The 24,280-nt window shown below is 61.9% G+C and carries 22 protein-coding genes; 16 read left to right on the top strand and 6 right to left on the bottom strand.

Translation table 11 applies throughout. The annotated features are described in order from the left end of the window. Nucleotides 1-35 precede the first annotated feature (35 nt). The 5 genes from L0U82_RS18580 to L0U82_RS18560 all read left to right on the top strand — a co-directional run bounded on the left by L0U82_RS18580 (nt 36) and on the right by L0U82_RS18560 (nt 5,149). The gene (locus L0U82_RS18580; RefSeq protein ID WP_233832959.1) at nt 36-1,151 is read left to right on the top strand and encodes a YbdK family carboxylate-amine ligase; all 1,116 of its coding nucleotides are present in this window, start codon (nt 36-38) and stop codon (nt 1,149-1,151) included. A 576-nt stretch (nt 1,152-1,727) separates the two neighbouring features. Continuing rightward, nucleotides 1,728-2,366, top strand: a complete 639-nt coding sequence (locus L0U82_RS18575; RefSeq protein ID WP_233832956.1) for a MarR family winged helix-turn-helix transcriptional regulator — start codon at nt 1,728-1,730, stop codon at nt 2,364-2,366. A 128-nt stretch (nt 2,367-2,494) separates the two neighbouring features. Next, nucleotides 2,495-3,208: a glutamine amidotransferase gene (locus L0U82_RS18570; protein WP_233832954.1), complete on the top strand. Its 714-nt coding sequence runs from the start codon at nt 2,495-2,497 to the stop codon at nt 3,206-3,208. Between the two features lie 74 nt (nt 3,209-3,282). Continuing rightward, nucleotides 3,283-4,395: an NADH:flavin oxidoreductase/NADH oxidase gene (locus tag L0U82_RS18565; protein ID WP_233832952.1), complete on the top strand. Its 1,113-nt coding sequence runs from the start codon at nt 3,283-3,285 to the stop codon at nt 4,393-4,395. 211 nt (nt 4,396-4,606) lie between these two features. After that, on the top strand, nt 4,607-5,149 hold the full coding sequence (locus tag L0U82_RS18560; protein WP_233832949.1) for an SET domain-containing protein: 543 nt from the start codon (nt 4,607-4,609) through the stop codon (nt 5,147-5,149). Nucleotides 5,150-5,307: 158 nt separating this feature from the next. Here the strand turns inward: L0U82_RS18560 and L0U82_RS18555 are convergent, their stop codons facing one another. Next, nucleotides 5,308-6,816: a sensor histidine kinase gene (locus tag L0U82_RS18555; RefSeq protein WP_233832947.1), complete on the bottom strand. Its 1,509-nt coding sequence runs from the start codon at nt 6,814-6,816 to the stop codon at nt 5,308-5,310. A 176-nt stretch (nt 6,817-6,992) separates the two neighbouring features. Beyond that, nucleotides 6,993-7,679 carry a response regulator gene (locus L0U82_RS18550; protein ID WP_184003058.1) on the bottom strand — a complete coding sequence of 229 codons (687 nt, stop codon included), beginning with the start codon at nt 7,677-7,679 and terminating at the stop codon, nt 6,993-6,995. A 162-nt stretch (nt 7,680-7,841) separates the two neighbouring features. Here L0U82_RS18550 and L0U82_RS18545 point away from each other — a divergent pair, with 162 nt between their 5' ends. Next, nucleotides 7,842-8,066, top strand: a complete 225-nt coding sequence (locus tag L0U82_RS18545; protein WP_233832945.1) for a DUF3717 domain-containing protein — start codon at nt 7,842-7,844, stop codon at nt 8,064-8,066. A 124-nt stretch (nt 8,067-8,190) separates the two neighbouring features. Here the strand turns inward: L0U82_RS18545 and L0U82_RS18540 are convergent, their stop codons facing one another. Next, a complete protein-coding gene (locus tag L0U82_RS18540) occupies nt 8,191-8,505 on the bottom strand; it encodes a 4a-hydroxytetrahydrobiopterin dehydratase (protein ID WP_326489734.1) in 315 nt (104 codons plus the stop codon). 100 nt (nt 8,506-8,605) lie between these two features. Then, nucleotides 8,606-9,505, bottom strand: coding sequence for a phenylalanine 4-monooxygenase (gene phhA, locus L0U82_RS18535; RefSeq protein ID WP_233832941.1), 900 nt, complete (start codon nt 9,503-9,505; stop codon nt 8,606-8,608). 148 nt (nt 9,506-9,653) lie between these two features. On the opposite strand from phhA, the gene L0U82_RS18530 reads away from it, so the two are divergent. Next, nucleotides 9,654-10,145 carry an Lrp/AsnC family transcriptional regulator gene (locus L0U82_RS18530; protein WP_233832939.1) on the top strand — a complete coding sequence of 164 codons (492 nt, stop codon included), beginning with the start codon at nt 9,654-9,656 and terminating at the stop codon, nt 10,143-10,145. 81 nt (nt 10,146-10,226) lie between these two features. On the opposite strand, the gene L0U82_RS18525 is transcribed toward L0U82_RS18530, so the two are convergent. Together L0U82_RS18525 and L0U82_RS18520 are read right to left on the bottom strand one after the other, a co-directional pair. Next, the gene (locus L0U82_RS18525; protein WP_233832937.1) at nt 10,227-10,763 is read right to left on the bottom strand and encodes a class IV adenylate cyclase; all 537 of its coding nucleotides are present in this window, start codon (nt 10,761-10,763) and stop codon (nt 10,227-10,229) included. A gap of 328 nt (nt 10,764-11,091) precedes the next feature. After that, nucleotides 11,092-11,991 (bottom strand): LysR family transcriptional regulator, encoded by a 900-nt coding sequence (locus tag L0U82_RS18520; RefSeq protein WP_233832935.1) that lies wholly within the window; start codon nt 11,989-11,991, stop codon nt 11,092-11,094. 148 nt (nt 11,992-12,139) lie between these two features. On the opposite strand from L0U82_RS18520, the gene L0U82_RS18515 reads away from it, so the two are divergent. From L0U82_RS18515 to L0U82_RS18475, 9 genes are all read left to right on the top strand, one after another. Then, a complete protein-coding gene (locus L0U82_RS18515; protein WP_233832933.1) occupies nt 12,140-13,693 on the top strand; it encodes a CoA-acylating methylmalonate-semialdehyde dehydrogenase in 1,554 nt (517 codons plus the stop codon). Nucleotides 13,694-13,840: 147 nt separating this feature from the next. Then, complete coding sequence (locus tag L0U82_RS18510; protein ID WP_233832931.1) at nt 13,841-15,556, top strand: GMC family oxidoreductase; 1,716 nt, start codon at nt 13,841-13,843, stop codon at nt 15,554-15,556. Nucleotides 15,557-15,878: 322 nt separating this feature from the next. Further along, nucleotides 15,879-16,658 (top strand): ABC transporter ATP-binding protein, encoded by a 780-nt coding sequence (locus L0U82_RS18505; protein WP_233832929.1) that lies wholly within the window; start codon nt 15,879-15,881, stop codon nt 16,656-16,658. After that, on the top strand, nt 16,655-17,413 hold the full coding sequence (locus L0U82_RS18500; RefSeq protein ID WP_233832927.1) for an ABC transporter ATP-binding protein: 759 nt from the start codon (nt 16,655-16,657) through the stop codon (nt 17,411-17,413). The genes L0U82_RS18505 and L0U82_RS18500 overlap by 4 nt, the downstream gene beginning before the upstream one ends. 86 nt (nt 17,414-17,499) lie before the next feature. After that, a complete protein-coding gene (locus L0U82_RS18495; protein WP_233832925.1) occupies nt 17,500-18,714 on the top strand; it encodes an ABC transporter substrate-binding protein in 1,215 nt (404 codons plus the stop codon). A gap of 256 nt (nt 18,715-18,970) precedes the next feature. After that, on the top strand, nt 18,971-19,855 hold the full coding sequence (locus tag L0U82_RS18490; protein WP_233832923.1) for a branched-chain amino acid ABC transporter permease: 885 nt from the start codon (nt 18,971-18,973) through the stop codon (nt 19,853-19,855). Continuing rightward, nucleotides 19,855-20,826 (top strand): branched-chain amino acid ABC transporter permease, encoded by a 972-nt coding sequence (locus L0U82_RS18485; RefSeq protein ID WP_233833348.1) that lies wholly within the window; start codon nt 19,855-19,857, stop codon nt 20,824-20,826. The genes L0U82_RS18490 and L0U82_RS18485 overlap by 1 nt, the downstream gene beginning before the upstream one ends. 539 nt (nt 20,827-21,365) lie before the next feature. Continuing rightward, nucleotides 21,366-22,532, top strand: coding sequence for an ABC transporter substrate-binding protein (locus L0U82_RS18480; protein WP_233832921.1), 1,167 nt, complete (start codon nt 21,366-21,368; stop codon nt 22,530-22,532). A 427-nt stretch (nt 22,533-22,959) separates the two neighbouring features. Beyond that, entirely contained in the window at nt 22,960-24,120 is a 1,161-nt protein-coding gene (locus L0U82_RS18475) for an ABC transporter substrate-binding protein (RefSeq protein ID WP_233832919.1), read from the top strand. The last annotated feature ends 160 nt before the right edge of the window (nt 24,121-24,280 follow it).

Raw genomic sequence — 24,280 nt, 5'->3', positions numbered from 1 at the left:
TTTCGTTTTAAAAACGACCTGACTCAGGGGACGCCATGTCACTCGAACCCTTCATCAATTCGAAACCGTTCACCTTCGGTGTCGAACTGGAGATGCAGATCGTCAATACGCACGACTATGATCTGACCAAGGCCGGCACCGATCTGCTGCGCCTCATCAAGGACGAAAAAATCCCCGGCAATATCACGCCGGAAATCACCGAAAGCATGATCGAGCTGTCCACCGGCATCTGCACGTCGCACGAGCAGGCGGTCGCCGATCTGCGCAAGATTCGCGACACGCTGGTGTCCGCGGCCGACCACCTGAACGTCGGTTTGTGCGGCGGCGGCACGCATGCGTTCCAGCAATGGAGCGAGCGGCAGATCGTCGATACGCCGCGTTTTCAGTATCTTTCCGAGCTGTACGGCTATCTCGCGAAGCAGTTCACGGTGTTCGGCCAGCATGTGCATATCGGCTGCCCGGATCCGAACAGCGCGCTGTATCTGCTGCATTCGATGTCGCGCTTCATTCCGCATTTCATCGCGTTGTCCGCTTCGTCGCCGTTCGTGCAGGGTGTCGATACCGGTTTTCATTCGGCGCGGCTCAATTCGGTATTTGCTTTTCCGTTGTCCGGTCGCGCGCCGTTCGTGCTGACGTGGGACAGCTTCGAGGAATATTTCTCGAAGATGGTGCACACCGGCGTGGTCAACAGCATGAAGGATTTTTACTGGGACATCCGTCCGAAGCCCGGTTTCGGCACGATCGAAGTACGCGTGATGGACACGCCGTTTTCAGTGGACCGCGCTGCGGCGATTGCCTGCTACATTCAGACGCTCGCGCGCCATCTGCTGCTCGACAAGCCGATCACGCCGAAGGAAGACGACTATCTCGTCTATACCTTTAATCGCTTCGAAGCATGCCGTTTCGGGCTCGAGGGCACCTGCATCAATCCGCAAACGGGCGAGCGCAAGACGATTTCGGAAGACATCCTGGAGACGCTCGAACTGATCGCGCCGCATGCCGAGGCGCTGGGTTCGGCCAACGCGCTTGCCGAAATCGGCGCCATCGCGCGCGGTCAGGTCAACGACGCGACCTGGCTGCGCAGCGTGTTCGCGCAGGAAAAGTCCTTGCACGAAGCGGTGCGGCAGCAGTGTCTGCAGTGGCGCGCTTAGCGCGAAACTCGCCGCAAAGATCCGTTCGTGTGTAAAGACACATGACATTTCAACGAAACCCGCCTTGTGCGGGTTTTTTTTGGTAATGAAATTTTCAGAACTTTTTGAAAGCGTGGCATTTCAGGTCTTTTTGACCGTTTATGTTTTTGAGTGTCGTAACCGTTAACCAGTATTGTCCGAGCCTGTGGACAACTGAGTAATCTCTTGTAAAGTCAACGTACTGTGAGATTGATAACTGGGTGAATAAAAGGCTTGCCGGTAGCGTTTAAAAGGGCTGGTAAACAGGAATACGGTCCGTTTCACACACCGGTCGAAAACCCTTGCACAGGCTATTCCAGTGTTTTCCCCCGCTTATCCACAGCTTTCGTTGGGTAAGTTAGCTGAACGATTTGGCGCTCTCGCATAGAATGTCGTTTTTCGCGGTCTTGTCGCTTGCAAGATTGCATGTTTTTGAGATAAGTAGAAGCAACGGTTTCGCCGGTGGTTAGGTGAAGCTACCCCACACACGCAGCGGGCGCGGCCGGTAAGAAGATCGCCGGTATCGCACGAAAGCGACAAATAAACGAATTGAAGATCATGAGCGAAGGCGTATACGGTGAGCAGGCAAGCGGACGGGTGACCCACACCCTGCTGCGATTGAGCACGGCAATGCGGAGCCAGGCTTGGGAATGGGCGGAAGGCGCAGGCCTCACGCCGACGCAAGGTGAAATTCTGGTGCTGTTGATGCAGCGTAAAGGGCCGATGCGTCTCGGCGAAATTGCGCGCGAAACGGCCTTGACCGCCGCGACGACGAGCGATGCGGTCAGCACGCTCGAAACCAAGGGTCTGGTGGAAAAGCGCCGTGCACTCGACGACGGACGCGCGCTTGCTGTCCGTCTGACCGCGCGTGGCCGTACCGCCGCCAAGCGCGCCACGGCATGGCCGGACTTCCTGAGCAAGGCTGTCGGCACGCTGCGCGAAGACGAGCAGGCGGTTTTCTATCGCACGCTGCTCAAGACCATCCATCAGCTCGAAGCGCAGAACACGATTCCGCCGCATCGCATGTGCCTGAGCTGCATCCATTTCGAACCGAGCAAGAATCCGAAGAGGACGCCGCATCGCTGCACGCTGCTCGCCCAGAACATGTCGGATACCAATCTGCGTCTGGACTGCTCCGTGTATGAAACCGCGGACCTCGCCACCCAGAAGAAAAGCTGGAAAATCTTCGCGCAGTAAGCAGCGCGTTTTCCGGAACAATCCGCTACCATGGCCTGGCGGCTGTGGCGGCCGGCATGGGCCGTCCGTCAGCCGGCCGGCGCCATAGCGCGGCGAGTTGTTAATCAACCTGAAGGTGGGACAGGCCGATGAATCGCGAAGTACTGGCCATTCGCCATGTGCATTTCGAGGATCTGGGCAGTCTTGAACTCGAGCTCGGCGAGCGCGGGCGTCCGGTCCGTTATCTCGATGTGGGGCTTGCCCGGATCGAAGCGCCGGATCCGGTCGGCGCGTCGTTGATGGTGATACTCGGCGGACCGATCAGCGCGACCGACGATGCGCTGTATCCGACGCTCGTACCGTTGCTCGCGATGATCGAAAAGCGCATCGCCGCCGGTCTGCCGACGCTCGGCATCTGTCTCGGCGCGCAGCTGATCGCGCGGGCGCTCGGTGCGCGCGTTTATCCCGCGGCACAAGTCGAACTCGGCTGGACGCCGCTGACGCTGACCGATGCCGGCCGCGCATCGCCGCTGCGTCATCTGGATGGCGCGCATACGTCGATGCTGCATTGGCACGGCGACACCTTCGATCTGCCCGCCAACGCGACGCGGTTGGCGTCGACGCCGGCCTGCGAGAACCAGGCATTCGCGTGGGGCGATCATGTGCTGGGCTTGCAGTGTCATCCCGAGATTCGCACCGATCGTTTCGAGCCGTGGCTGATCGGCAATGCCAGTGAGCTGGCCAGTCATCATATCGATGCGCGCCAGTTGCGCGCCGATACCGCGCAATTCGGTCCGACGCTCGAAACCGCCGCGCGGCACATGTTCGGCGAATGGCTCGATCAGGTCGACCCGACCAGCTGAGCGGGCGCTTTCATGCAGTAAACCGCTTGCGGTGCTATGCTCGATCGCTCTCGGGTTTTCACTGGGCGTAATCCATGAGCGCGCTTTTCTCCCCGCTCACGCTGCGTAGCGTGACGCTTCCCAACCGCATCGTCGTCTCCCCCATGTGCCAATACTCCGCCGAACGTGGCGAGGCGACCGCATGGCACATGATCCACCTCGGCAGTCTCGCGTTGTCCGGCGCGGCGATGCTGTTTATCGAGGCCACCGCGGTCGAGCCGGATGGCCGTATCACACCGGGTGATCTCGGCTTGTGGGACGACGTGACCGAAGCCGCGCTCGTGCCGGTGCTGGCGGCGATCCGCAAGCACTCGTCGATCAAGGTGACGATGCAGTTGGCGCACGCAGGCCGCAAGGCATCGAGCCATGTACCTTGGGAAGGCGGTCAGCTGATTCCGGTGGCGCAAGGCGGATGGTTGCCGCACGCACCGTCGGCATTGCCGCATAAGGATGGCGAGGAGCCGCCGCTCGCGCTCGATGCCGCCGGCCTGAACCGGATTCGCGATGCGTTCGCCGCGTCGGCGCGACGTGCCGCGCGTCTTGGTATCGATGCGCTCGAAGTGCACGCGGCGCACGGCTATCTGCTGCATCAGTTCCTGTCGCCGATCGCTAATCAGCGCAGTGATGAATACGGCGGCTCGCTCGAAAACCGCATGCGTTTTCCGCTCGAAATCGTCGATATCGTGCGTGCCGCGTTTCCGGCCGACAAGCCGGTCGGAGTACGCGTGTCGGCGACCGATTGGGTCGAAGGCGGCTGGACGCTCGAAGACACGATCGCGTTCGCTCATGAACTGGAAAAGCGCGGCTGTGACTGGATCGATGTGTCGTCCGGCGGGGTGTCGCCGTTGCAGCGCATTCCGCTCGAACCCGGTTATCAGATTCCGTTTGCGAAGGCCGTCAAGCATGCAACCGGCCTCACGACCATCGGCGTCGGGCTCATTACCGACCCGCTGCACGCCGAGCAGCTGATCGAAGCGGGTGACGCTGACCTGATCGCGATAGCGCGCGGCCTGCTGTACAACCCGCGTTGGCCGTGGCACGCAGCCGCGCAACTCGGTGCTACGGTCGAAGCGCCGCCGCAGTACTGGCGCTCGCAACCGCGCGATCAGAAAGCGCTGTTCGGCGACATTTCGTTCGGTCAACGATGATTCGTGCCGCACGTTGAATGAACGCATCCTGTGACGGTTGAAGGAAGCCGTCTCCAGCGTGTAGGATGCCGGTTGTGACGCATTGTGCGTTGCAAGTCGACGCGGCGCTCGCAGGGCGCCGCGTTTGCTATGCGCGTCAGAAAACGCAGCGCGCAACACGCGTCTGACGATTGCCCACTTCATCTCCCAGTTATTCACAAGGATTCATTCAATGAATTCACGCAGGATCGTCGTGCGCCGTTCCGGTGTACACGGCAAAGGCGTGTTTGCAACCGAGCCGATTGCGGCCGGCGAACGGTTGATCGAATACAAGGGCGAGCGGATCTCCTGGAAGGAAGCGTTGCGCCGTCATCCGCACAATCCGGCTGAACCGAATCACACGTTCTACTTCGCGCTCGACAACGGCAAGGTGATCGACGGCAAGGTGAACGGCAATAGCGCGCGCTGGATCAATCATTCGTGCGCGCCGAACTGCGAAGCCGAGGAAATCGACGGCCACGTGTATGTGCATGCGCTGCGCGATATCGCGGAAGGCGAGGAAGTCTTTTACGACTATGGCCTCGTGATCGACGCGCGTCAGACCAAGAAGCTGAAGAAAGAATACGAATGCCGTTGTGGCGCGCGCAAGTGCCGCGGCACGATGCTGGCTCCGCCGGAGAAGGGCAAGGGCGGCGGCAAGTCGGATAAAGCCGGCAAGGGCGACAAGTCGGCGGACAAGCCGGGCAAGTCGGCGAAGAAATCTAAGAAGAAGTGACGTGGCGGGTGAGGGGCTTCGACTAGGCTGAGCGCTTGGTTGCAGCGTTCAGTCGAAGCCCTCAGGCGAACGGTTGAGTCGAAGCGAAGCGTTCAGCCGAGCTGCAATGAAGCCGAAGCCGAAGCAGCCCGTTAAGCCTTCACAGCGCGACAGCAGCGCTATAAATCCACCGGCGCCGAGTGCGCCGGTTTTTTTGCCGTCCGCCGTGTATCGGGAGCGGTGCTGATACCCGCCGTCGCACTGGCCGGCAGCAGCGGAATCCGCACGATGAAGCGTGCGCCGCCATCCGGCGCATCTTCGTAATGCACGCTGCCGTGATGCAGCACCATGATGTCGTGGACGATCGCGAGGCCGAGACCCGCGCCACCGTCGACACCGGCATCGCTCTGTCCGTCGCCGCGGAAAAACCGCTTGAACAGATCCGCCTGCTGCGAACACGGCACACCCGGCCCGTTGTCTTCGACGACGATCTCAGCGATGCGCACATCGTCGGCCAGTGTCTGCGAAACCGTCACCGTGATGCGTCCACCGTCCAGGCGCGATGGAGGCACATACTTGAGCGCGTTATCGAGCAGATTCGCGATCACCTCGCGCAACAGCACCGGGTTGCCGCGCGCCATCAACGGATGATCGTTCGACGGATCGTCGAGGCGCTGAAAACCGAGGTCGACACGCACGGCAAGCGCGCGCGGCACCCATTCAGCGCCGGTATCGAATGCGAGCGCGGCCATGTCGATGGTGACGAAGCGCGCGGCCTGCTCACCTGGCTCCGCGCGTGCGAGCGACAATAGCTGATTCGACAGCCGCACCGCGCGATCGGCCGCGGCGCGCAGCTCGCGTACGGCGACCAGCACCTGCTGCGGATCGCGCGCGACGACTGCCTGCTCCGCGTGCAACTTCACCGCGGTCAGCGGCGTGCGCAATTGATGCGCGGCATCGGCGATGAACTTGCGCTGTGCTTCGAGCGCGGTTTTCAGCCGGTCGAGCAGCGCGTTCAGCGCGCCGGTAAGCGGACGGATTTCGACCGGAACATAGGTTTCGTCGACCGGTTCGAGCGACGTGTGAGTTTGCCGGTTCAATGAATCCGCGAGTGCGGTCAGCGGATTGAGCTGCTGATTGACGACTCGCCACACGATCACCCAGCCGGCCAGCAGCAGCAACAGCAACGGCATCATGATCGCGACCAGAAACTCGGCGGCGATGCGAAAGCGGTGATGCACGGGCTGACCCACTTCGACGACGATCGGGTTGCCGGTCGGCTGATCGACCCGCACCTGAGCGACGCGCACGGTCACGCCCTGATGCTGCGTCTCGAATACGTACGCGTAGTGCATGCGGCGCACGTTGGTGCCTTGCAGCGGCAGCTCGTGGTCACCGGCGATTTCCTTGTCGCCGGTGCTGATCCGGTAGACCAGATGCTCGACCGGGTCCGAGAACATCGCCTGCGCGAGCGGCGGCACCGTGATCGGCGCTTCCGGTCCGGCAATCTGGATCTGTTTGGAGATCGCGGTCGCGAGGTCCGCAAGCGAACGGTCGACGACATGCTGCGTGTACTGCCAGGCGAGCCAGTAGGCGATCAGGCCGCTCATCAGCGCGAGCAGCGAAAGGGGAGCAGCGAGGCGCCGCAGCAGCGTGCGGCGCAGACTATTAGCGGCCGGCTGGGGCATGGTCGTACGCGCGGGAAGATGGCAACTGCGTTAGCAGTTGCGGTGACGACGGCGCGAAGCGCCGCGAAATATGCCGGATGCCAGCCGATCGCGTACCGCGCGTCATGCACGCAGCGGATACGCGGCGCCGGTCCGGCGCCGTCAGGCCGCGACGCGATGCGCGGCCTTCATGGCAATCACGCGGCCTGGCGGATTTCCTGCAACAGATAGCCAAAGCCACGCACGGTGACGATTTCGACACGGCAGCTCTCGAGTTTCTTGCGCACGCGATGCACGTAGACTTCGATCGCGGTATCGCCGAGATCGCCGCCGAAGTGCGTCAGGTGATCCTGCAGTTGCGCCTTGCTGACCACGCGGCCATGACGCAGCAACAGCATTTCGAGCACCGCGAATTCGCGCGGCGACAGTTCGAGCGGCTTGTCGTCGTTGAAGATGCGGCGATCGACGCCCGACAGGCGCACCCCGCCTAGGGACACTTCCGGACGCGGCATGTCGCCATGCGGTCCGCTGCGGCGCATCACCGCGCGAATGCGCGCTTCGAGTTCGGCGGGTTCGAACGGCTTCAGCATGTAGTCGTCGGCGCCCGAATTAAGGCCCTGCACGCGGTCGTTCAATTCGTCGCGCGCGGTCAGGATGATCACCGGTGTGTGGCGGTTGCTCTGGCGAAAGCGCGAGAGCAGCGTCATGCCGTCGATACCGGGCAGACCCAGGTCGAGGATCACCAGCTCGTGGCGGTTTTGCGTGAGGGCCTGTTCGGCAAAGATGCCGTCATGGACCATGTCGACGGTGAAGCCGGCTTGTTCGAGACTGCTTTGGATGCCGCGTGCGATGGGGCGGTCATCTTCGATCAGAAGGAGTCGCATGGATTTCGCTCAAGTACAATGGGTTAGGCGTCTGGGCAAGCGGTTCGCCGGGGCGCCTGCTGCACAACACAGCGTGCGGCGTGACCGTGCCGCATCGGCGGAAACGTGCCACGAAGCAGCCATCGAGCCGTCCTGAAGCGCCTTCCCGGCGATCACGAAGTCATGTCCGAAATAAGCATTCACGAACTGGAAGCCGCAATCAACTTCTGGCGCGCCCGCTCACCTTCGAGCGGCGACGAACTCGTACTGTGCAAGGAGGCAAGCGCGCTCTCCAAGCCGTATGCGCTGCTGATTGTACAGCGTCAGCAGTCGCTATCGCCGGATCGTTTGGACCCTCTCGCAAAGCAGGCGTGGGAGTCTTACGTTCGACTTAATACTAGCCTGTAGAACTGAAGGTTTGCAGGGGAAATTGCCTGCATTGGCCTTTCATTCCGATTCGATTGCACGCTGCGCGACATATAAACCCGCACAAAACGCCGCGGATATTTTGTATTACACGGTAATACGGTCATTACGCGGTAATACTGTCGATGAACGTCGCAAGTTCGATATCACGTTCGGTGACGCCGCTCGCTTCGTGCGTGGACAGCGTGATGTCCACCTTGCTGTAGACGTTGAACCACTCGGGGTGGTGATCCATTTCCTGCGCCTTGATCGCCACGCGCGTCATGAAGCCAAAAGCCTCGTTGAAATCGGCGAACTGGAAGCTGCGCTGGATCGCGTCGCGGTTCGCGACGGCCTGCCAGCCGTTGAGCTTCGCCAACTGCTGCACACGTTCGTCGGACGTGAGTTTCTGAATCATCGGATTACCTCGCTGAGCGGACACGCGCGCCGGTGGGCGTGCGTATCCGTCATTTTTTCACGTATGTCGCGCGGGCGCTGGCTGGCGGGCGACCGGCTCCGATTGCTTGCGATGGGGCCCGTGCTCAAATATCGCCGTCGGTTTGCCAGCCTTCGCGCGAGCCACGCGTGATCACGCGATCGGTATCTAATACATCGCCGGCCGCGAAGGCAGGCGCTGCGGCGAGCTTCGCCAGCAGCGGCGCGAAATCGGTTTGCGCGACACCAAATAGCTGCGCGAAATCATCGATGACGAAGTAGGTCTGCTGGAACGTGTCGATCCGATAACGCGTGCGCATCACGCGTTCGAGATCGAAGCCAACGCGGTTCGGCGCCGCGCTGTGCTGGCTGAACAGCGTCTCACCCTTGCTCGATACGATGCCCGCGCCATAGATCTTGACGCCGTTCGGACTGGCGGCGTCGCGGATCAGGCCGAACTCCACTGTGTACCAATAAAGCCGCGCGAGCAGCGGTAGCGCGCCGGCGTCGCTTGCCGCGAGCGCGGCGCGGCCATACGCGTGCATGTAGTCGGCGAAAACCGGATTGATCAGCAGCGGCACGTGGCCGAACAGGTCGTGGAAGCAGTCCGGTTCCTGCAGATAATCGAGCTGATCCGGGCGGCGCATCCACCATGTCACCGGGAAGCGGCGGTTCGCGAGATGCTCGAAGAACACCTGATCCGGCACGAGGCCGGGCACCGCGACGATGCGCCAGCCGGTCGCGGGCATCAGCTTCGCGTTGATGTCGTCGAACGAGGGCACCCGGTCGGCCGGCATGCCGATGCATGTCAGCCCGGCAAGAAACTCGTCGCACACGCGGCCTTCGAGCAACGCGGTTTGCCGCGTGTATAGCTGCTGCCAGACGGCGTGATCGACCGCGCCGTAGCGTTCGAGCGGCTGGTCGATCGTGAAATCGGCACGGATTTCGAGGCCGGCGTCGAACTGCTCTTTCAGCCGGGCGGTATTGGCGGTGCTGGCGATGGACATAGGAAAGCTGCGCTAAACGTGAATCGCGTGAAATCTATGGATGCGAGTGTAGAGCGGCAGCCGCGCGGGATGGGCGCAATATGAGTGTCGTAAAGCTTATATATGCAATAATCACGCATCAAATGCTTATTCAATGCGGTATTAAATCATGCTGGAACTCGATCACTTCGATCTCGCGCTGCTCGACGTGCTGCAGCGCTTCGGCCGCGCCACGCATCAACAGTTGGCCGAGCAGGTGCCGTTGTCGCCGTCGCAGATCGGGCGGCGCTTGCAGCGGCTGGAGCAGGTGGGTGTCGTGGACGGCTATCGGGTTGTGCTGCGGCCGGAAAAGCTCGGCCTCGGCGTCACCGCTTTCACGAGCCTGAAGTTGAAGCATCACGGCGATTCGATCATCGAGCAGTTCCAGCAGCAGATCGACGTGCTGCCTGAAGTGCTCGAGTGTCATGCGGTGGTCGGCGACGCCGATTATCTGTTGCGTATCGTCGCGCCGGATCTGAATTACCTGTCCACCTTCGTGATGAAAAAGCTGATGCGCGTGCCGGGTGTCGACAGCGTGCGCTCGAATATCGTGCTGACCACGTTCAAACGCAACGGGCCGTTGCCGCTGGGGCATCTTGCGCCGGGAACGGCGGCGGGTTGATTTGATGCCGCCTCGCCCGGTTCCGCGTTGATTCGACGGCCGCGCTGCGTGTTCGGGAACAGCGCGGCTTATCCTGGCCGCTTATGCCGCCTGCTTCGGCTCGCCTTGCTGATTCAGCAGATCCACATAGGCAACCGGCACCAGGTCCGCTTCCGAGACGCCGAGGCTCTCGAACATCGCATGCGCTTCGGCGTGGCCGCCTTCTTCGTCGTCGTCCTGCGCCAGCACGACTTCGAGTTCAACGAAATCGCCGAGACCGTCGACCCGATCCAGATGAATCCGCGTGCGCCCGATCAGATACACATGGCGCTCCTTCGTCACGATGCCGCGCGTGGTCAGCGCGGTCGCGAGCAGCGAGTGCATCGCTTCCGGGTTCGTCACCGGGCTGCGCGTGTAATACGACGCCTTCGGGCCGTCGCGATCGTCGCGCTGATAGAAGATCAGTTCGGCCGGCGTGCCGTCGTCGAACTGGCGCAACTTCAGACGGCCACGCGGCACGTCGTAGAAAAAGTCCTGCTGGCGGAAGATCATCGGCGCCTCGGTCGCGAGTTGCGCCGCGCGCTCGCGCAGTTGCTCGAAATGCTGGGCGCGGGCTTTGATTTCGATGTTGCGTGCCATGTCAGGCTCCTGTCGATAGATGGACGGATCGGCGGCTTCCGGGGTTGCCGGGAGAAGCTGCAGGGAAGGACAAAGTCAGGCGGAACGGAAAATGGTGCGAGGCGGGTGCGCGAGCGCAAAACCGTCAATCTAGCAAAAACTTCGTGACGGGGAGGTTTCAGATTGGGCGGCGGGTGACCACGCTTGGACAGTCGGCAGGTAGCTACGAGGACTTGTCGAGTCGCAACGTTGGCCGTGTGCAGATGGCATTAGCGCGGCTCATATCGCGAAGCGCCGCGCGGGGTGAGCTGATCGCGCCTGCTGCAAGCCCCGAAAGCACGCTTTCCGCTCAAATCGCCCACTGCTGCTCGATCAGTTTCAACGCGGCGGCAACCGCCGGCTCGTCCTTGCGTTCGTCGAGCGTGATAAAGCTGAGCTGGGTCGGCACCGTGATCCCCTCGACGATCGTCAGCGCGTGCGCATGCGCCTCGGCGATCGCGGTGGCATCGCGCGCCAGCGTCAAACCGACGCCCGACTTGACCAGATCGAGCATCGACGGCTCCTGATCCACCTCGGCGACCTTGACCGGTTTCACGCCCGCCTCGCCGAAGCAGCGCGACAGCAGCCGGTTGTGCGCGGACGCGGGCGGCGTCCAGATCCACGGCAGCGCGGCGAGCGCGCGCCAGTCGCGCGCGGCCTTCACGCGATCTTTCCAGCCCGCCGGAGCGAGCACGCGGTACTGGAACTGGGTGAGCGTGACGGCGTGGAACGCGGCGCCGTCGCGCGTTTCGTCGTCGGATGGCAGGCCGATGTAGTAGCCGACATCGAGCTCGCCCGCGCGGATCTGCTCGAGCACCCAGCCCGACATGCCATGGCGCAGCGCGGTTTCGATCTGCGGCCAGGTCTCGACGAGCTGCTTCAGGAAGCCGCCGAGCCGCAGAAATTCGGGGTCGAGAATCGTGCCGATGCGCAGCCGTCCGCGCACTTCCTGGCGCAGCGATTGCGCGGCGCGTTCGACATCGGCCGCCGCGCCGAGTGCGCGTTCGGCGTGCGGCAGCAGTGCCTGGCCGTCGCGGGTCAGCGCGAGTCCGTGCGAGGTCCGCGTGAACAGCGTCACGCCGAGCGTCTCCTGCAAGTGCTTGATTTGCAGGCTGACGGCGGGTTGAGTCAGGTGCAGCTGCACCGCCGCGCGCGTGAGGTTGCCCTCGCGTGCGACGGTGATGAAGGCCCGGAGCAGAATCAGATCCATAGCAGTGATATTAGCTCGCCTTATATCGCAGTTGAGCAATACTCATTGGATTTGTCGCGCTGAAGCGCCGTACGCTTGGCGTTGACAGGCACTTCGGCGGCTATTGCGTCGCGCAACGCGACGGATTTCACAGGAAGAAGAGGAAGAGATGAGCGAGACACATCAGGACGACACCGTGCAGAACGAAACCGCGCGCGGCGCGACGGGCGCGCGTGCGCTGAGTCATTTCATCAACGGTCGCGCGATCGAAGGCACGAGCAATCGTTTCGGCGACGTGTTCAATCCGGCGCTCGGCAGCGTCAGTACCCGCGTGCCGTTGGCGAGCGTCGCCGAAGTGGACGCCGCGGTCGCCGCCGCCAGAGCCGCCTTTCCCGCATGGAGCGAAACCGCGCCGATCAAACGGGCGCGCGTGCTGTTCAAGTTCAAGGAACTGCTCGACCGTCATCACGACGAACTCGCGGAGCTGATCACGCGCGAGCACGGCAAGGTGTTTTCCGATGCGAAGGGCGAGGTGATGCGCGGCATCGAAGTCGTCGAATTCGCGTGCGGCATTCCGAACCTGCTGAAGACCGATTTCACCGATCAGATCGGCGGCGGCATCGACAACTGGAATCTGCGTCAGCCGCTCGGCGTGGTCGCTGGTATCACGCCGTTCAATTTCCCGATGATGGTGCCGTGCTGGATGTTCCCGGTTGCGATCGCATGCGGCAACACGTTCGTGCTGAAGCCGTCCGAACGCGACCCGTCGGCGGCGAACCGGCTCGCCGAACTGCTGAAGGAAGCGGGTCTGCCGGACGGCGTGTTCAACGTCGTGCACGGCGACAAGGTCGCGGTCGATGCGCTGCTCGCGCATCCGGACGTCAGCGCGCTGTCGTTCGTCGGCTCGACGCCGATTGCCGAATACATCTATACGGAGGGCACCAAACACGGCAAGCGCGTGCAGGCGCTGGGCGGGGCGAAGAATCACCTCGTCGTGATGCCCGATGCCGATCTCGACCAGGCCGTCGATGCATTGATCGGCGCCGCCTACGGTTCGGCCGGCGAGCGCTGCATGGCGATTTCGGTCGCGGTCGCGGTCGGTCATATCGCCGATGAACTGATCGAGCGTCTGACGCCGCGCGTGAAGAGCCTGAAAATCCTGAACGGCATGGAAGCGGCGGCGGAAATGGGACCGCTCGTCACGGGCGCGCATCGCGACAAGGTGGTCGGCTATATCGATGCCGGTATCGAGGCGGGCGCGAAGCTCGTCGTCGATGGGCGCGGTCATCAGGTGGCCGGGCACGAGAAAGGCTTTTTCCTTGGCGGCACGCTGTTCGATGACGTATCGACCGATATGAAGATCTATCGCGAGGAGATTTTCGGGCCGGTGCTATGCGTGGTGCGCGTGCCGGATTTCGCGTCCGCGGTCGAGCTGATCAACAGGAATCAGTTTGCGAACGGCGTATCGCTGTTCACGTCCGATGGCGGCGTCGCGCGCGCGTTTTCGCGTCAGATCGAAATCGGCATGGTCGGCATCAATGTGCCGATTCCGGTGCCGATGGCATGGCATTCATTTGGCGGCTGGAAGAAGTCGCTATTCGGCGACCACCACGCGTACGGCGAAGAAGGCGTGCGCTTCTATACGCGCTACAAGAGCATCATGCAGCGCTGGCCGGACAGCATCGCGAAGGGCGCCGAATTCACGATGCCGGTCGCCAAATAATCGGGCGATGCGCGCGGCCGGCTGCGACAACCCGCACGCGCGGATAAACGCGGTTAAACGCGGATAAAAATAAAAGCTCGTTGCCACACGCGTGCCGATGCAATGCCTTCGCACGCGTGCGGAAAAAAATGCTTAGGAGACTGGATGATGAGTCAAACCGAAACGACGCATGCGGCCGCGCGGCGGCTCGAAGGCGAATTCGACTACATCATTGTCGGCGCGGGCACTGCGGGTTGCGTGCTGGCGAACCGACTCACCGAAGATCCGCAGATGCGCGTGCTGCTGCTCGAAGCGGGCGGCAAGGACGACTACCACTGGATTCACGTGCCGGTCGGCTACCTGTACTGCATCGGCAATCCGCGCACGGACTGGCTGTACAAAACGCAAGCCGAACCGGGGCTCAACGGCCGCGCATTATCGTATCCGCGTGGCCGGGTATTGGGTGGCAGTTCGTCGATCAACGGCATGATCTATATGCGTGGTCAGCGCGAAGACTACGACGAATGGGCGCGCGTGACGAACGACAGTAGCTGGTCGTGGAACGCGGTGCTGCCGGTCTTCAAACGCAGCGAGGATCATCACGGCGGTGCCAACGAATCGCATGGCGCGGGCGGACCGTGGCGCGTCGAGAAGCAGCGCCTCAAATGGAAGATTCTCGAAGAGTTCGCACAGGCCGCACAGCAAAGCGGCATTCCCGCAACCGACGACTTCAATCGCGGCGACAACACCGGTGTCGGTTACTTCGACGTCAATCAGAAACGCGGCATTCGCTGGAATGCATCGAAGGCGTTTTTGCGGCCCGCGTTGCAGCGGCCGAATCTGACGATCATTACCGGTGCGCACACGCAGCGTGTCGTGTTCGAAGGACGCCGTTGCACCGGTGTCGAATATCGTGGCGGCGACGTCGACTATCTCGCGAAGGCGCGTTGCGAAGTGATTCTCTCCGCAGGCGCGGTCAACTCGCCGCAGCTGCTTGAGTTGTCCGGCATCGGCAACGGCGCGCGCCTGCAGAATCTCGGCATCGAGGTCGTCAACGATCTGCGTGGTGTCGGCGAGAATCTGCAAGACCATCTGCAACTACGCATGGCGTATCAGGTGCAGGGCGTGCGCACGCTGAACACGATGAGCGCGCACTGGTGGGGCAAGCTGATGATTGGCCTGCAATACGCGCTGTTTCAGAGCGGGCCGATGTCGATGTCGCCGTCGCAACTCGGCGCATTCGCGAAGTCCGATCCCGATGATCGTTCGCTTACGCGACCCGATCTCGAGTATCACGTGCAGCCGCTTTCACTCGATCGCTTCGGTGAACCACTGCACCGCTTCAATGCATTCACTGCATCGGTATGTCAGTTGCGGCCGACTTCGCGAGGCAGCATCCATATCGCTTCGGCCGATGCATCGGCGCCGCCGTTGATCGCGCCGAACTATCTGTCGACCGATTACGACCGCCACGTCGCCGCGAATGCATTGCGGCTCACGCGCCGTATTGCCGCGGCCCCGGCGCTCGCGCGCTACCAGCCCAACGAGATTCTGCCGGGCATCCAGTATCAGAGCGAAGAGGAATTGCAGCAGGCCGCGGGCGCGGTCGGCACGACGATCTTCCATCCGGTCGGCACCTGCCGCATGGGCACGACCGACGATCCCGCCGCGGTGGTCGACAACCGGCTGCGAGTGATCGGCGTCGAAGGGCTGCGTGTCGTCGATGCATCGGTGATGCCGAACATCACGTCGGGTAACACCAACTCGCCGACGCTGATGATCGCCGAGCGCGCGAGCGACATGATCCGCGAAGATCGTCGCGCGCGCGTGAGTGGCAGCGTGTCCGCGCAAACCGGCACGGCTGCGTCGATGTCCGCTGTGTGACCATCGAGGTCGACATCAAGCGCGGAACGAGGCGAGCACGAGCGAACACACGTCGCGCCGCATCGGTCAGCTTTGCCGCAGTGCATTATTGCGCGCGCTGCATACGCACGGCCCGGGCCTCATCCACTAAGTGCAAATCCCAATGAATGCGCTGCATCATTGGCGCGACAATGGCAACCATCTGCGTGCCGCGCCATGGACTACCGTCCGCATTGGTGCAGCACGCTAACGAGCGGCAAGGGGTGCCGCCGTCATAAAAAGTCGCGCGGAGTTTTGCGCGAAAAGATCGTAATGCTTCGCCTTACTCCGCATGGAAGGGAACATGATTCTCGGCGATACGATTCTCGAAACGCGCGGTCTCACCCGTGAGTTCAAAGGCTTTGTCGCCGTGAACGGTGTGAACCTGCGCGTGCGCCGTGGCTCGATCCATGCGTTGATCGGCCCCAACGGGGCAGGCAAGACCACTTGCTTCAATCTGCTTACCAAATTTCTTGAACCCACCGCGGGTCAGATCGTCTTCAACGGTGTCGATATCACCAGTGAACGTCCCGCGCAGATTGCGCGGCGCGGCATCATCCGTTCGTTCCAGATTTCCGCGGTGTTTCCGCATCTGACGGCATTGCAGAACGTGCGCATCGGTTTGCAGCGCTCGCTCGGCACCGCGTTTCACTTCTGGAAAAGCGAGCGTACGCTGCGCAGTCTCGACGATCGCGCGATGGATCTGTTGACCCAGGTCGGCCTGACCGATTTCGCCGATACGTTGACCGTCGAACTCGCCTACGGTCGCAAGCGCGCGCTCGAAATCGCCACCACGCTTGCGATGGAACCGGAGCTGATGCTGCTCGACGAGCCGACCCAAGGCATGGGCCATGAAGATGTCGATCGCGTGACCGCGCTGATCAAAAAAGTATCGGCGGGCCGCACGATTCTGATGGTCGAACACAATATGAACGTGATCGCCGGTATCTCCGACACGATCACCGTACTGCAACGGGGTGAAGTGCTGGCCGAAGGCAGTTACGCGGACGTGTCGAAGAATCCGCTCGTGATGCAAGCCTATATGGGCAGCGCCGACGCGGCGCTGGCCGGAGCCCACGCATGAATACGACTGTCGAGCGCGAAGGCCTCGAAGCGAACCAAACGAAAAACGGCGCAGCCGCGCTGGAAATCTCGGGACTGCAAGCCTGGTACGGGGAATCCCACATCCTGCACGGCGTCGATCTGACGGTCGGCCGCGGCGAGGTCGTCACGCTGCTCGGGCGCAACGGCGCGGGACGCACCACGACGCTACGCGCGATCATGGGTCTGACGGGGCGGCGCACCGGCTCGATTCGCATTGCCGGACGCGAGACGATCGATCTGCCCACGCATCGCATCGCGCATTGCGGCATTGGCTATTGCCCGGAGGAGCGCGGTATTTTTTCGAGCCTGTCGTGTGAGGAAAATCTGCTGCTGCCGCCGCCCGTCGGCGACAAGGCGCACATGATGTCGCTCGAAGAAATCTACGCGATGTTCCCGAATCTGCACGAACGCCGCATGAGCCAGGGCACACGTCTGTCGGGCGGCGAACAGCAGATGCTCGCGGTCGCGCGGATTCTGCGTACCGGCGCGAATCTGCTGCTGCTCGACGAAATCTCGGAAGGCCTCGCGCCGGTGATCGTGCAAGCGCTCGCGCGCATGATCGTCACGTTGAAGGGACGTGGCTACACGATCGTGATGGTCGAGCAGAACTTCCGCTTCGCCGCGCCGCTCGCCGATCGTTTCTATGTGATGGAGCACGGCACGATCGTCGAGCACTTCGAGGCGCACGAACTCGAAGGCAAGATGCCGGTGCTGCACGATTTGCTGGGCGTATAAACACACTTTCGGACCCGTATGCGCAAGGACGCGCAGGCGCCCGATTGCCTCTGATAATCACAAGCGATGAACCACAGGAGACACGCATGAAAATGAATCCACTCGCACGGTTTGCCTCACTCTGCTTCGCGGTTGCCGCCGGCACCGCACTGACGCTCGGTGGCGCGAAAGCGGCCGACGATAGCGTGAAGATCGGCTTCATCACCGACTTGTCGGGGCTGTACGCGGATATCGACGGGCAGGGCGGTCTCGAAGCGATCCGCATGGCGGTTGCCGACTTCGGCGGCAAGGTCAACGGCAAGCCGATTACCGTGCTGTACGCGGATCACCAGAACAAGGCGGACATCGCCGCGTCGCGCGCGCGCGAATGGTTCGACCGCGACGGCGTCGACATGCTGATCGGCGGCACGAACTCGGCGACCGGTCTGTCGATGAACACGGTCGCGGGCGAGAAGCACAAGGTCTATATCAACGTCGGCGCCGGCGCCGATACGCTGACCAACGAGCAATGCACGCCGTACACGATTCACTACGCGTACGACACGACCGCGCTCGCAAACGGCACCGGCTCGGCGGTGACCAAGCAGGGCGGCAAGACGTGGTACTTCCTGACGGCAGACTACGCGTTCGGCAAGGCGCTCGAAAAAGCGACTTCCGACGTCGTGAAGGCGAACGGCGGCCAGGTGCTCGGCGCGGTGCGTCATCCGCTGTCGGCATCGGACTTCTCGTCGTTCCTGCTGCAGGCGCAGGCATCGAAGGCACAGATCCTCGGCCTCGCGAACGCGGGCGGCGATACGGTCAATTCGATCAAGGCCGCGAAAGAGTTCGGCATTCCGAAGACGATGAAAATCGCCGCGCTGCTGATGTTCATCGACGACGTGCACAGCCTCGGGCTGGAAACCACGCAAGGTCTCGTGCTGACCGACAGCTGGTACTGGAACAAGGACGCCGAGACGCGCAAGTGGTCGCAGCGCTACTTCGAGAAGACGAAGAAGATGCCGTCGAGCCTGCAGGCGGCTGACTACTCGGCGACGATGAACTATCTGAAGGCGGTGCAGGCGGTCGGCTCGACCGATCCGGACAAGGTGATGGCGCAGCTGCGCAAGACCAAGATCGACGACTTCTATGCGAAGGGCTACATCCGTCAGGACGGCAGCATGATCCACGACATGTACCTGATGCAGGTGAAGACGCCGGCCGAATCGAAGGAGCCGTGGGACTACTACAAGATCATGGCGACGATTCCGGGCGAGCAGGCGTTCACGACCAAGGCGCAGACTCGCTGCGCGTTGTGGAAGTAAGCGCGGGGCTGGAAAGGGCGGTCGCGTAGCGCGACCGTTCGAAACATCCGCCGGGCGTTTGCCGCTAATGGTCACGCGTTGTCATGCATCTCGTTGCCGCCGTATCGCAACGTGATGCATGGCGGCGCAATGAAGGAGCCAAGGCGGCGAACCGTTTCATCTGACGGGCACGGCGCTATGACTGCCCGCCGTGCGTCTGCCGGATGCATGCTTGACCGATCTATCTTGACGATGGCTTGAAGGGCTAAGGGCTTCAATGGACATCTTTGGCGTTCCGCTACCGGCGATGCTGAGCCAGCTTCTGCTCGGGCTCGTGAACGGTTCGTTCTACGCGATTCTGAGCCTTGGGCTGGCGGTCATTTTCGGCCTGCTCAACGTGATCAATTTCGCGCACGGCGCGCTATTCATGCTCGGCGCAATGCTCGCATGGATGGGGCTGTCGTATTTCAATCTGCCGTACTGGGTGATGCTCGTGCTGGCGCCGCTGCTCGTGGGGCTGGTCGGCGTCGTGATCGAGCGCACGATGCTGCGCTGGCTCTACAAGCTCGATCATCTGTATGGGCTGCTGCTGACGTTCGGCCTCACACTCGTGATCGAAGGTGTGTTCCATTCGATCTACGGTTCGTCAGGCCAGCCGTACGACGTGCCGTCGGTGCTCTCCGGCGCAACCAATCTCGGCTTCATGTTCCTGCCGAACTATCGCGCATGGGTCGTCGTCGCGTCGCTCGTCGTGTGTTTCGCGACGTGGTTCGTGATCGAGAAGACGCGCCTCGGTGCCTATCTGCGCGCGGGCACTGAAAACCCGAAACTGGTCGAGGCGTTCGGCGTCAACGTACCGTTGATGATCACGCTGACCTACGGCTTCGGCGTCGCGCTCGCGGCGTTTGCCGGCGTGCTCGCTGCGCCGGTCATCCAGGTGTCGCCGCTGATGGGGCAGTCGATGATCATCACCGTGTTCGCGGTGGTCGTGATCGGCGGCATGGGTTCGATCATGGGCTCGATTCTCACCGGTCTGATGCTTGGCGTCATCGAAGGGCTCACGCGCGTGTTCTACCCGGAAGCGTCGGCGACCGTCGTTTTCGTGATCATGGCGCTCGTGTTGCTCGTGCGCCCGGCGGGTCTTTTCGGCAGGGAAAAATGATGCAGAGAAAAATTCTCTACGGTCTGCTGCTGGTCTTTCTGCTCGCGGTGCCGGTCATCGGCATCTATCCGCTCTTCGTGATGAAAGTGATGTGCTTCGCGCTGTTCGCGGCCGCGTTCAATCTGCTGATCGGCTATACCGGGCTGCTGTCGTTCGGTCATGCGATGTTTCTGGCGTCGGCTGGCTACGTGACCGGCTATGCGATGCAGACGCTCGGCTTTTCGCCGGAACTCGGCGTGCTGGCCGGTACTGCGGCGGCGACGCTGCTCGGGCTCGTCGTCGGCTTCTTCGCGATCCGCCGGCAAGGCATCTACTTCGCGATGGTGACGCTCGCGCTCGCGCAGATGGTCTACTTCGTGTTCCTGCAAGCGCCGTTCACGCATGGCGAGGACGGCCTGCAAGGCGTGCCGCGCGGCAAACTGTTCGGGTTGCTCGATCTGTCGTCGGATATCGCGCTCTATTTCGTCGTGCTGTTCGTGATCGTCGTGGCATTCCTGCTGATCGTGCGGATCGTGCATTCGCCGTTCGGACAGGTGCTGGTCGCGATCAAGGAGAACGAGCCGCGCGCGGTGTCGCTCGGCTACGACACCGATCGCTTCAAGCTGCTCGCGTTCATTCTGTCGGCCGGCATCGCGGGTCTGGCGGGCTCGCTCAAGGTGCTCGTGCAGGGCTTCGAAACCCTGAGCGATGCGTACTGGACCATGTCCGGTCTGGTGATCCTGATGACGCTGGTGGGCGGCATGGGCACGCTGTTCGGCCCGTTGCTCGGCGCCGCGCTGATCGTTTCGCTCGAAGACCGGCTTGGCGATATCGGCTCCGCGCTCGCGTCGGTCACCGGCGTCGACTGGTTCCGCTCGCTCGGCGAATCGGTGACGATCGTCACGGGGCTGATCTTCATCGCGTGCGTGCTGGCTTTCCGGCGCGGGATTGTCGGTGAGATCGTCGCGCGAGTGCGGCCTCTGCGGGCGTAGCGGGGCCTGACAGGCGGTTCTTGGTGCGCTGCGATATCGATCGATCCGAGATCGAATCCGATGCGCCGACGCTAAAAGCCCCGTTAAAATAGGCACCTTCGCGAACGGCCCGTAGCACGCCGCACCGGCTCGCACGACCTCGCCCCAATTTAGTGCCGCATTGCACCACTAGGGTAATTGCTAGTTGTGACTACCTGGGTGGTCGTTTAATCTTCATGCAGTTCTGATGCACCACGAATTTGCAGGTGGAGAACGAGGAGACAATTGAGGCACTCAGTGCCCAGACGAAAGCGCCGTTGGATTGATATCCAACGGCGCTTTTTCTTTGTACTTTTCGAAACGCATCGGCCAAATTTTTTGCTAATCCGGTGGCTATTTTTTATTGGCCGGATAACGCTGCATTTGCGCGTCACGACCCTGCAAAACGCTTGCGGCACGGTGCAAGCGTCCGCTAAACTCGTCATTCACCGACCACTGGGTCGGCATTTAAATCCGCGGATTTAAAGTCAATTGAATAACGGGGTTAATAGAGGAGCAGGATGAAGTCGGCATTGCGTTGGATTAGCGCGGCATTGGTAGCCGCCGGGGTATCGGCCGCGTGGAGCGGCCCAGCATTCGCGGACGTGAAAATCGGCGTTACCGTGTCGGCGACCGGGCCGGCGGCGTCGCTCGGTATTCCGGAAAAGAACACGATTGCGTTGCTGCCGAAGGAAATCGCCGGCCAGAAAGTCGACTACATCCTGCTCGACGACGCGACCGATTCCACCCAGGCGGTCAAGAATGCCCGCAAGCTCACCAGCGAAGACCATGTCGACGCGCTGATCGGCTCGACCGTCGTGCCGAACTCGCTCGCGATGATCGACGTCGCCGCCGAAACCTCCACGCCGGTGATTTCGATGGCTGCGGCCGCCGGTATCGTCGAGCCGATGGACGCGAAGCGCGCGTGGGTCTTCAAGACGCCGCAGAACGACATCCTGATGGCCACTGCGATCGCGCAGCACATGGCAAATCATGGCGTGAAGAGCGTCGCGTTCATCGGCTTTTCCGACGCATACGGCGAGAGCTGGTTCAAGGAGTTCAGCAAGGCCGCCGATCTCGCGAAGATCAAGATCGTTGCAAACGAACGTTTCGCGCGCAACGACGCATCGGTCACGGGCCAGGTGCTGAAGATGATGTCGCAGAACCCGGACGCGGTGCTGATCGCCGGCGCGGGTACGCCGGCCGCGTTGCCGCAAAAAACACTCAAGGAGCGTGGCTACAAGGGCAAGTACTATCAGACGCACGGCGTCGCGAACAATGACTTCCTGCGCGTGTGCGGCAAGGATTGCGACGGCACGTGGCTGCCTGCCGGGCCGCTTTTGGTCGCCGATCAACTGCCTGATTCGAACCCTGTGAAGAAGACCTCGCTCGCGTACAAGCACGCGTATGAAGCGGCTTATGGCGCGGGCTCGATCTCGACGTTCGGCGGTCACGCGTGGGACGCGGGCCAGCTGTTGCAACAGGCGATTCCGCTTGCGCTGAAGAAGGGGCAGCCGGGTACGCCAGCATTCCGCGAGGCGCTGCGCGCCGCGCTCGAAGGCACCAAAGATCTGCCTGCGTCGCACGGCATCTTCAACATGAGCGCGAACGACCACGCTGGTCTCGATCAGCGAGCGCGTGTCATGGTGCAGATCGTCGACGGCAAGTGGAAGCTTGCTGATAACTGAGCAGGCAAAGCGCCACGAGAACTCATCGAAAAAGACGCGTGCAGTTGACGCGTCTTTTTTATTATCCGTGCGTCGAAGAGTGTGGTTTCACGGCTTCAGGACAAACCCGCATTCGGCGCACGCTTGCTTGACCGTCGATAATGCAAAACGCAAACTACTAATATATTAGTGGTTCGCAAGCTTGATCAAAACAAAGCCGGGGCAAAGAGACTTCGGCACTTCGCGGGAATGAGGCAGCTCATCGCGCTCATTCACCGTCGCGACACGCAAGAGGAGCGGTATCCAACAGAACGGGGCAGGTATTCGCGTCGAGCAGGGAAAACCATGCTTGGCACACACGTACCCAAACCCGATAACTGGATTCAAACACCCGGCTCTGAAGCCGGTTTACAAGGTAGGCGCTTTTCAAGGCGTTTGGAGACTCGCAATGAAAATGACTAGGCAATGGGTACGCACCGGTATCGCGATGGCATTGATGTGCGGTGCGGGTGCGGCGTTCGCGCAGGTGAAAATCGGCGTGACGCTATCCACGACGGGGCCGGCCGCATCGCTGGGAATTCCCGAGAAGAACACGATCGCATTGTTGCCGAAGGAGATCGGCGGCAAGACGGTGCAGTACATCGTGCTCGATGATGGGTCCGACACGAGCAAGGCCGTGCAGAACACGCACAAGCTGATCGACGAAGACCACGTCGACGCGATCATCGGCTCGACCGTCACGCCGAATGCGCTCGCGATGCTCGACCCGGCCGCCGAAGGCAAGACGCCGGTCATCTCGCTAGCAGCCTCGGCCGCGATCATCGCGCCGATGGATGCGAAGCGCGCATGGGCATTCAAACCGCCGCAGAACGACAGCCTGATGGCCGACGCCATCGCCGATTACATGGCGCGCCATGGCGTGAAGACGGTCGGTTTCATCGGCTTCTCGGATGCATACGGCGATAGCTGGAATACGACGTTCGCCGCGTCGGCGAAGGCCCAAAACCTGAAGGTCGTATCGAACGAGCGCTTCAACCGCACCGACGCATCGGTGACGGGCCAGGTGCTGAAGACGATGGCCGCGAATCCCGATGCGGTGCTGATCGCTGGCTCGGGCACGCCGTCGGCGCTGCCGGCCAAGACGCTGAAGGAGCGCGGCTACAAGGGCAAGATCTATCAGACGCACGGCGTTGCGAACAACGACTTCCTGCGTGTTTGCGGCAAGGATTGCGACGGCGAATTGCTGCCGGCCGGCCCGATTCTGGTCGTCGATCAACTGCCGGATTCGAACCCGGTGAAGAAGTCGTCGGAAGCCTATAAGAACGCTTATGAGAAGGCGTACGGCGTCGGTTCGGTCGCGACCTTTGGCGGTCATGCATGGGATGCCGGCCAGATGCTGCAGGCCGCGATTCCGGTCGCGCTGAAGACCGCGCAACCGGGCACGCCCGCGTTCCGCGAAGCACTGCGCAGCGCGCTCGAAAACCTGAAGGAACTGCCGGTATCGCACGGCATCATGAACACCACGCCGACCAATCACAACGGCCTCGACCAGCGCGCACGCGTGATCGTCGAGATCGTCGACGGCAAGTGGAAGCTGCAAAACGATTGAACGCGGTAGACAACAACCAGCCATAAAAAGCGGTACGCGCCTCTCGCGCAATCATGCGGTGCATAACGCCGCATTGCCATTGAGTTCGATGACAATGGCATCGACCGCCGCGCCGTAATCCGGCGCGGCGGTTGCCTTTTCAGACATGGCAGGTTGATGG

The sequence above is a fragment of the Paraburkholderia sp. ZP32-5 genome (assembly GCF_021390495.1).
Taxonomy (GTDB): domain Bacteria; phylum Pseudomonadota; class Gammaproteobacteria; order Burkholderiales; family Burkholderiaceae; genus Paraburkholderia.
Note: the sequence above shows the minus strand (reverse complement) of the source record. Positions and strands in the feature narration are given on the sequence as shown.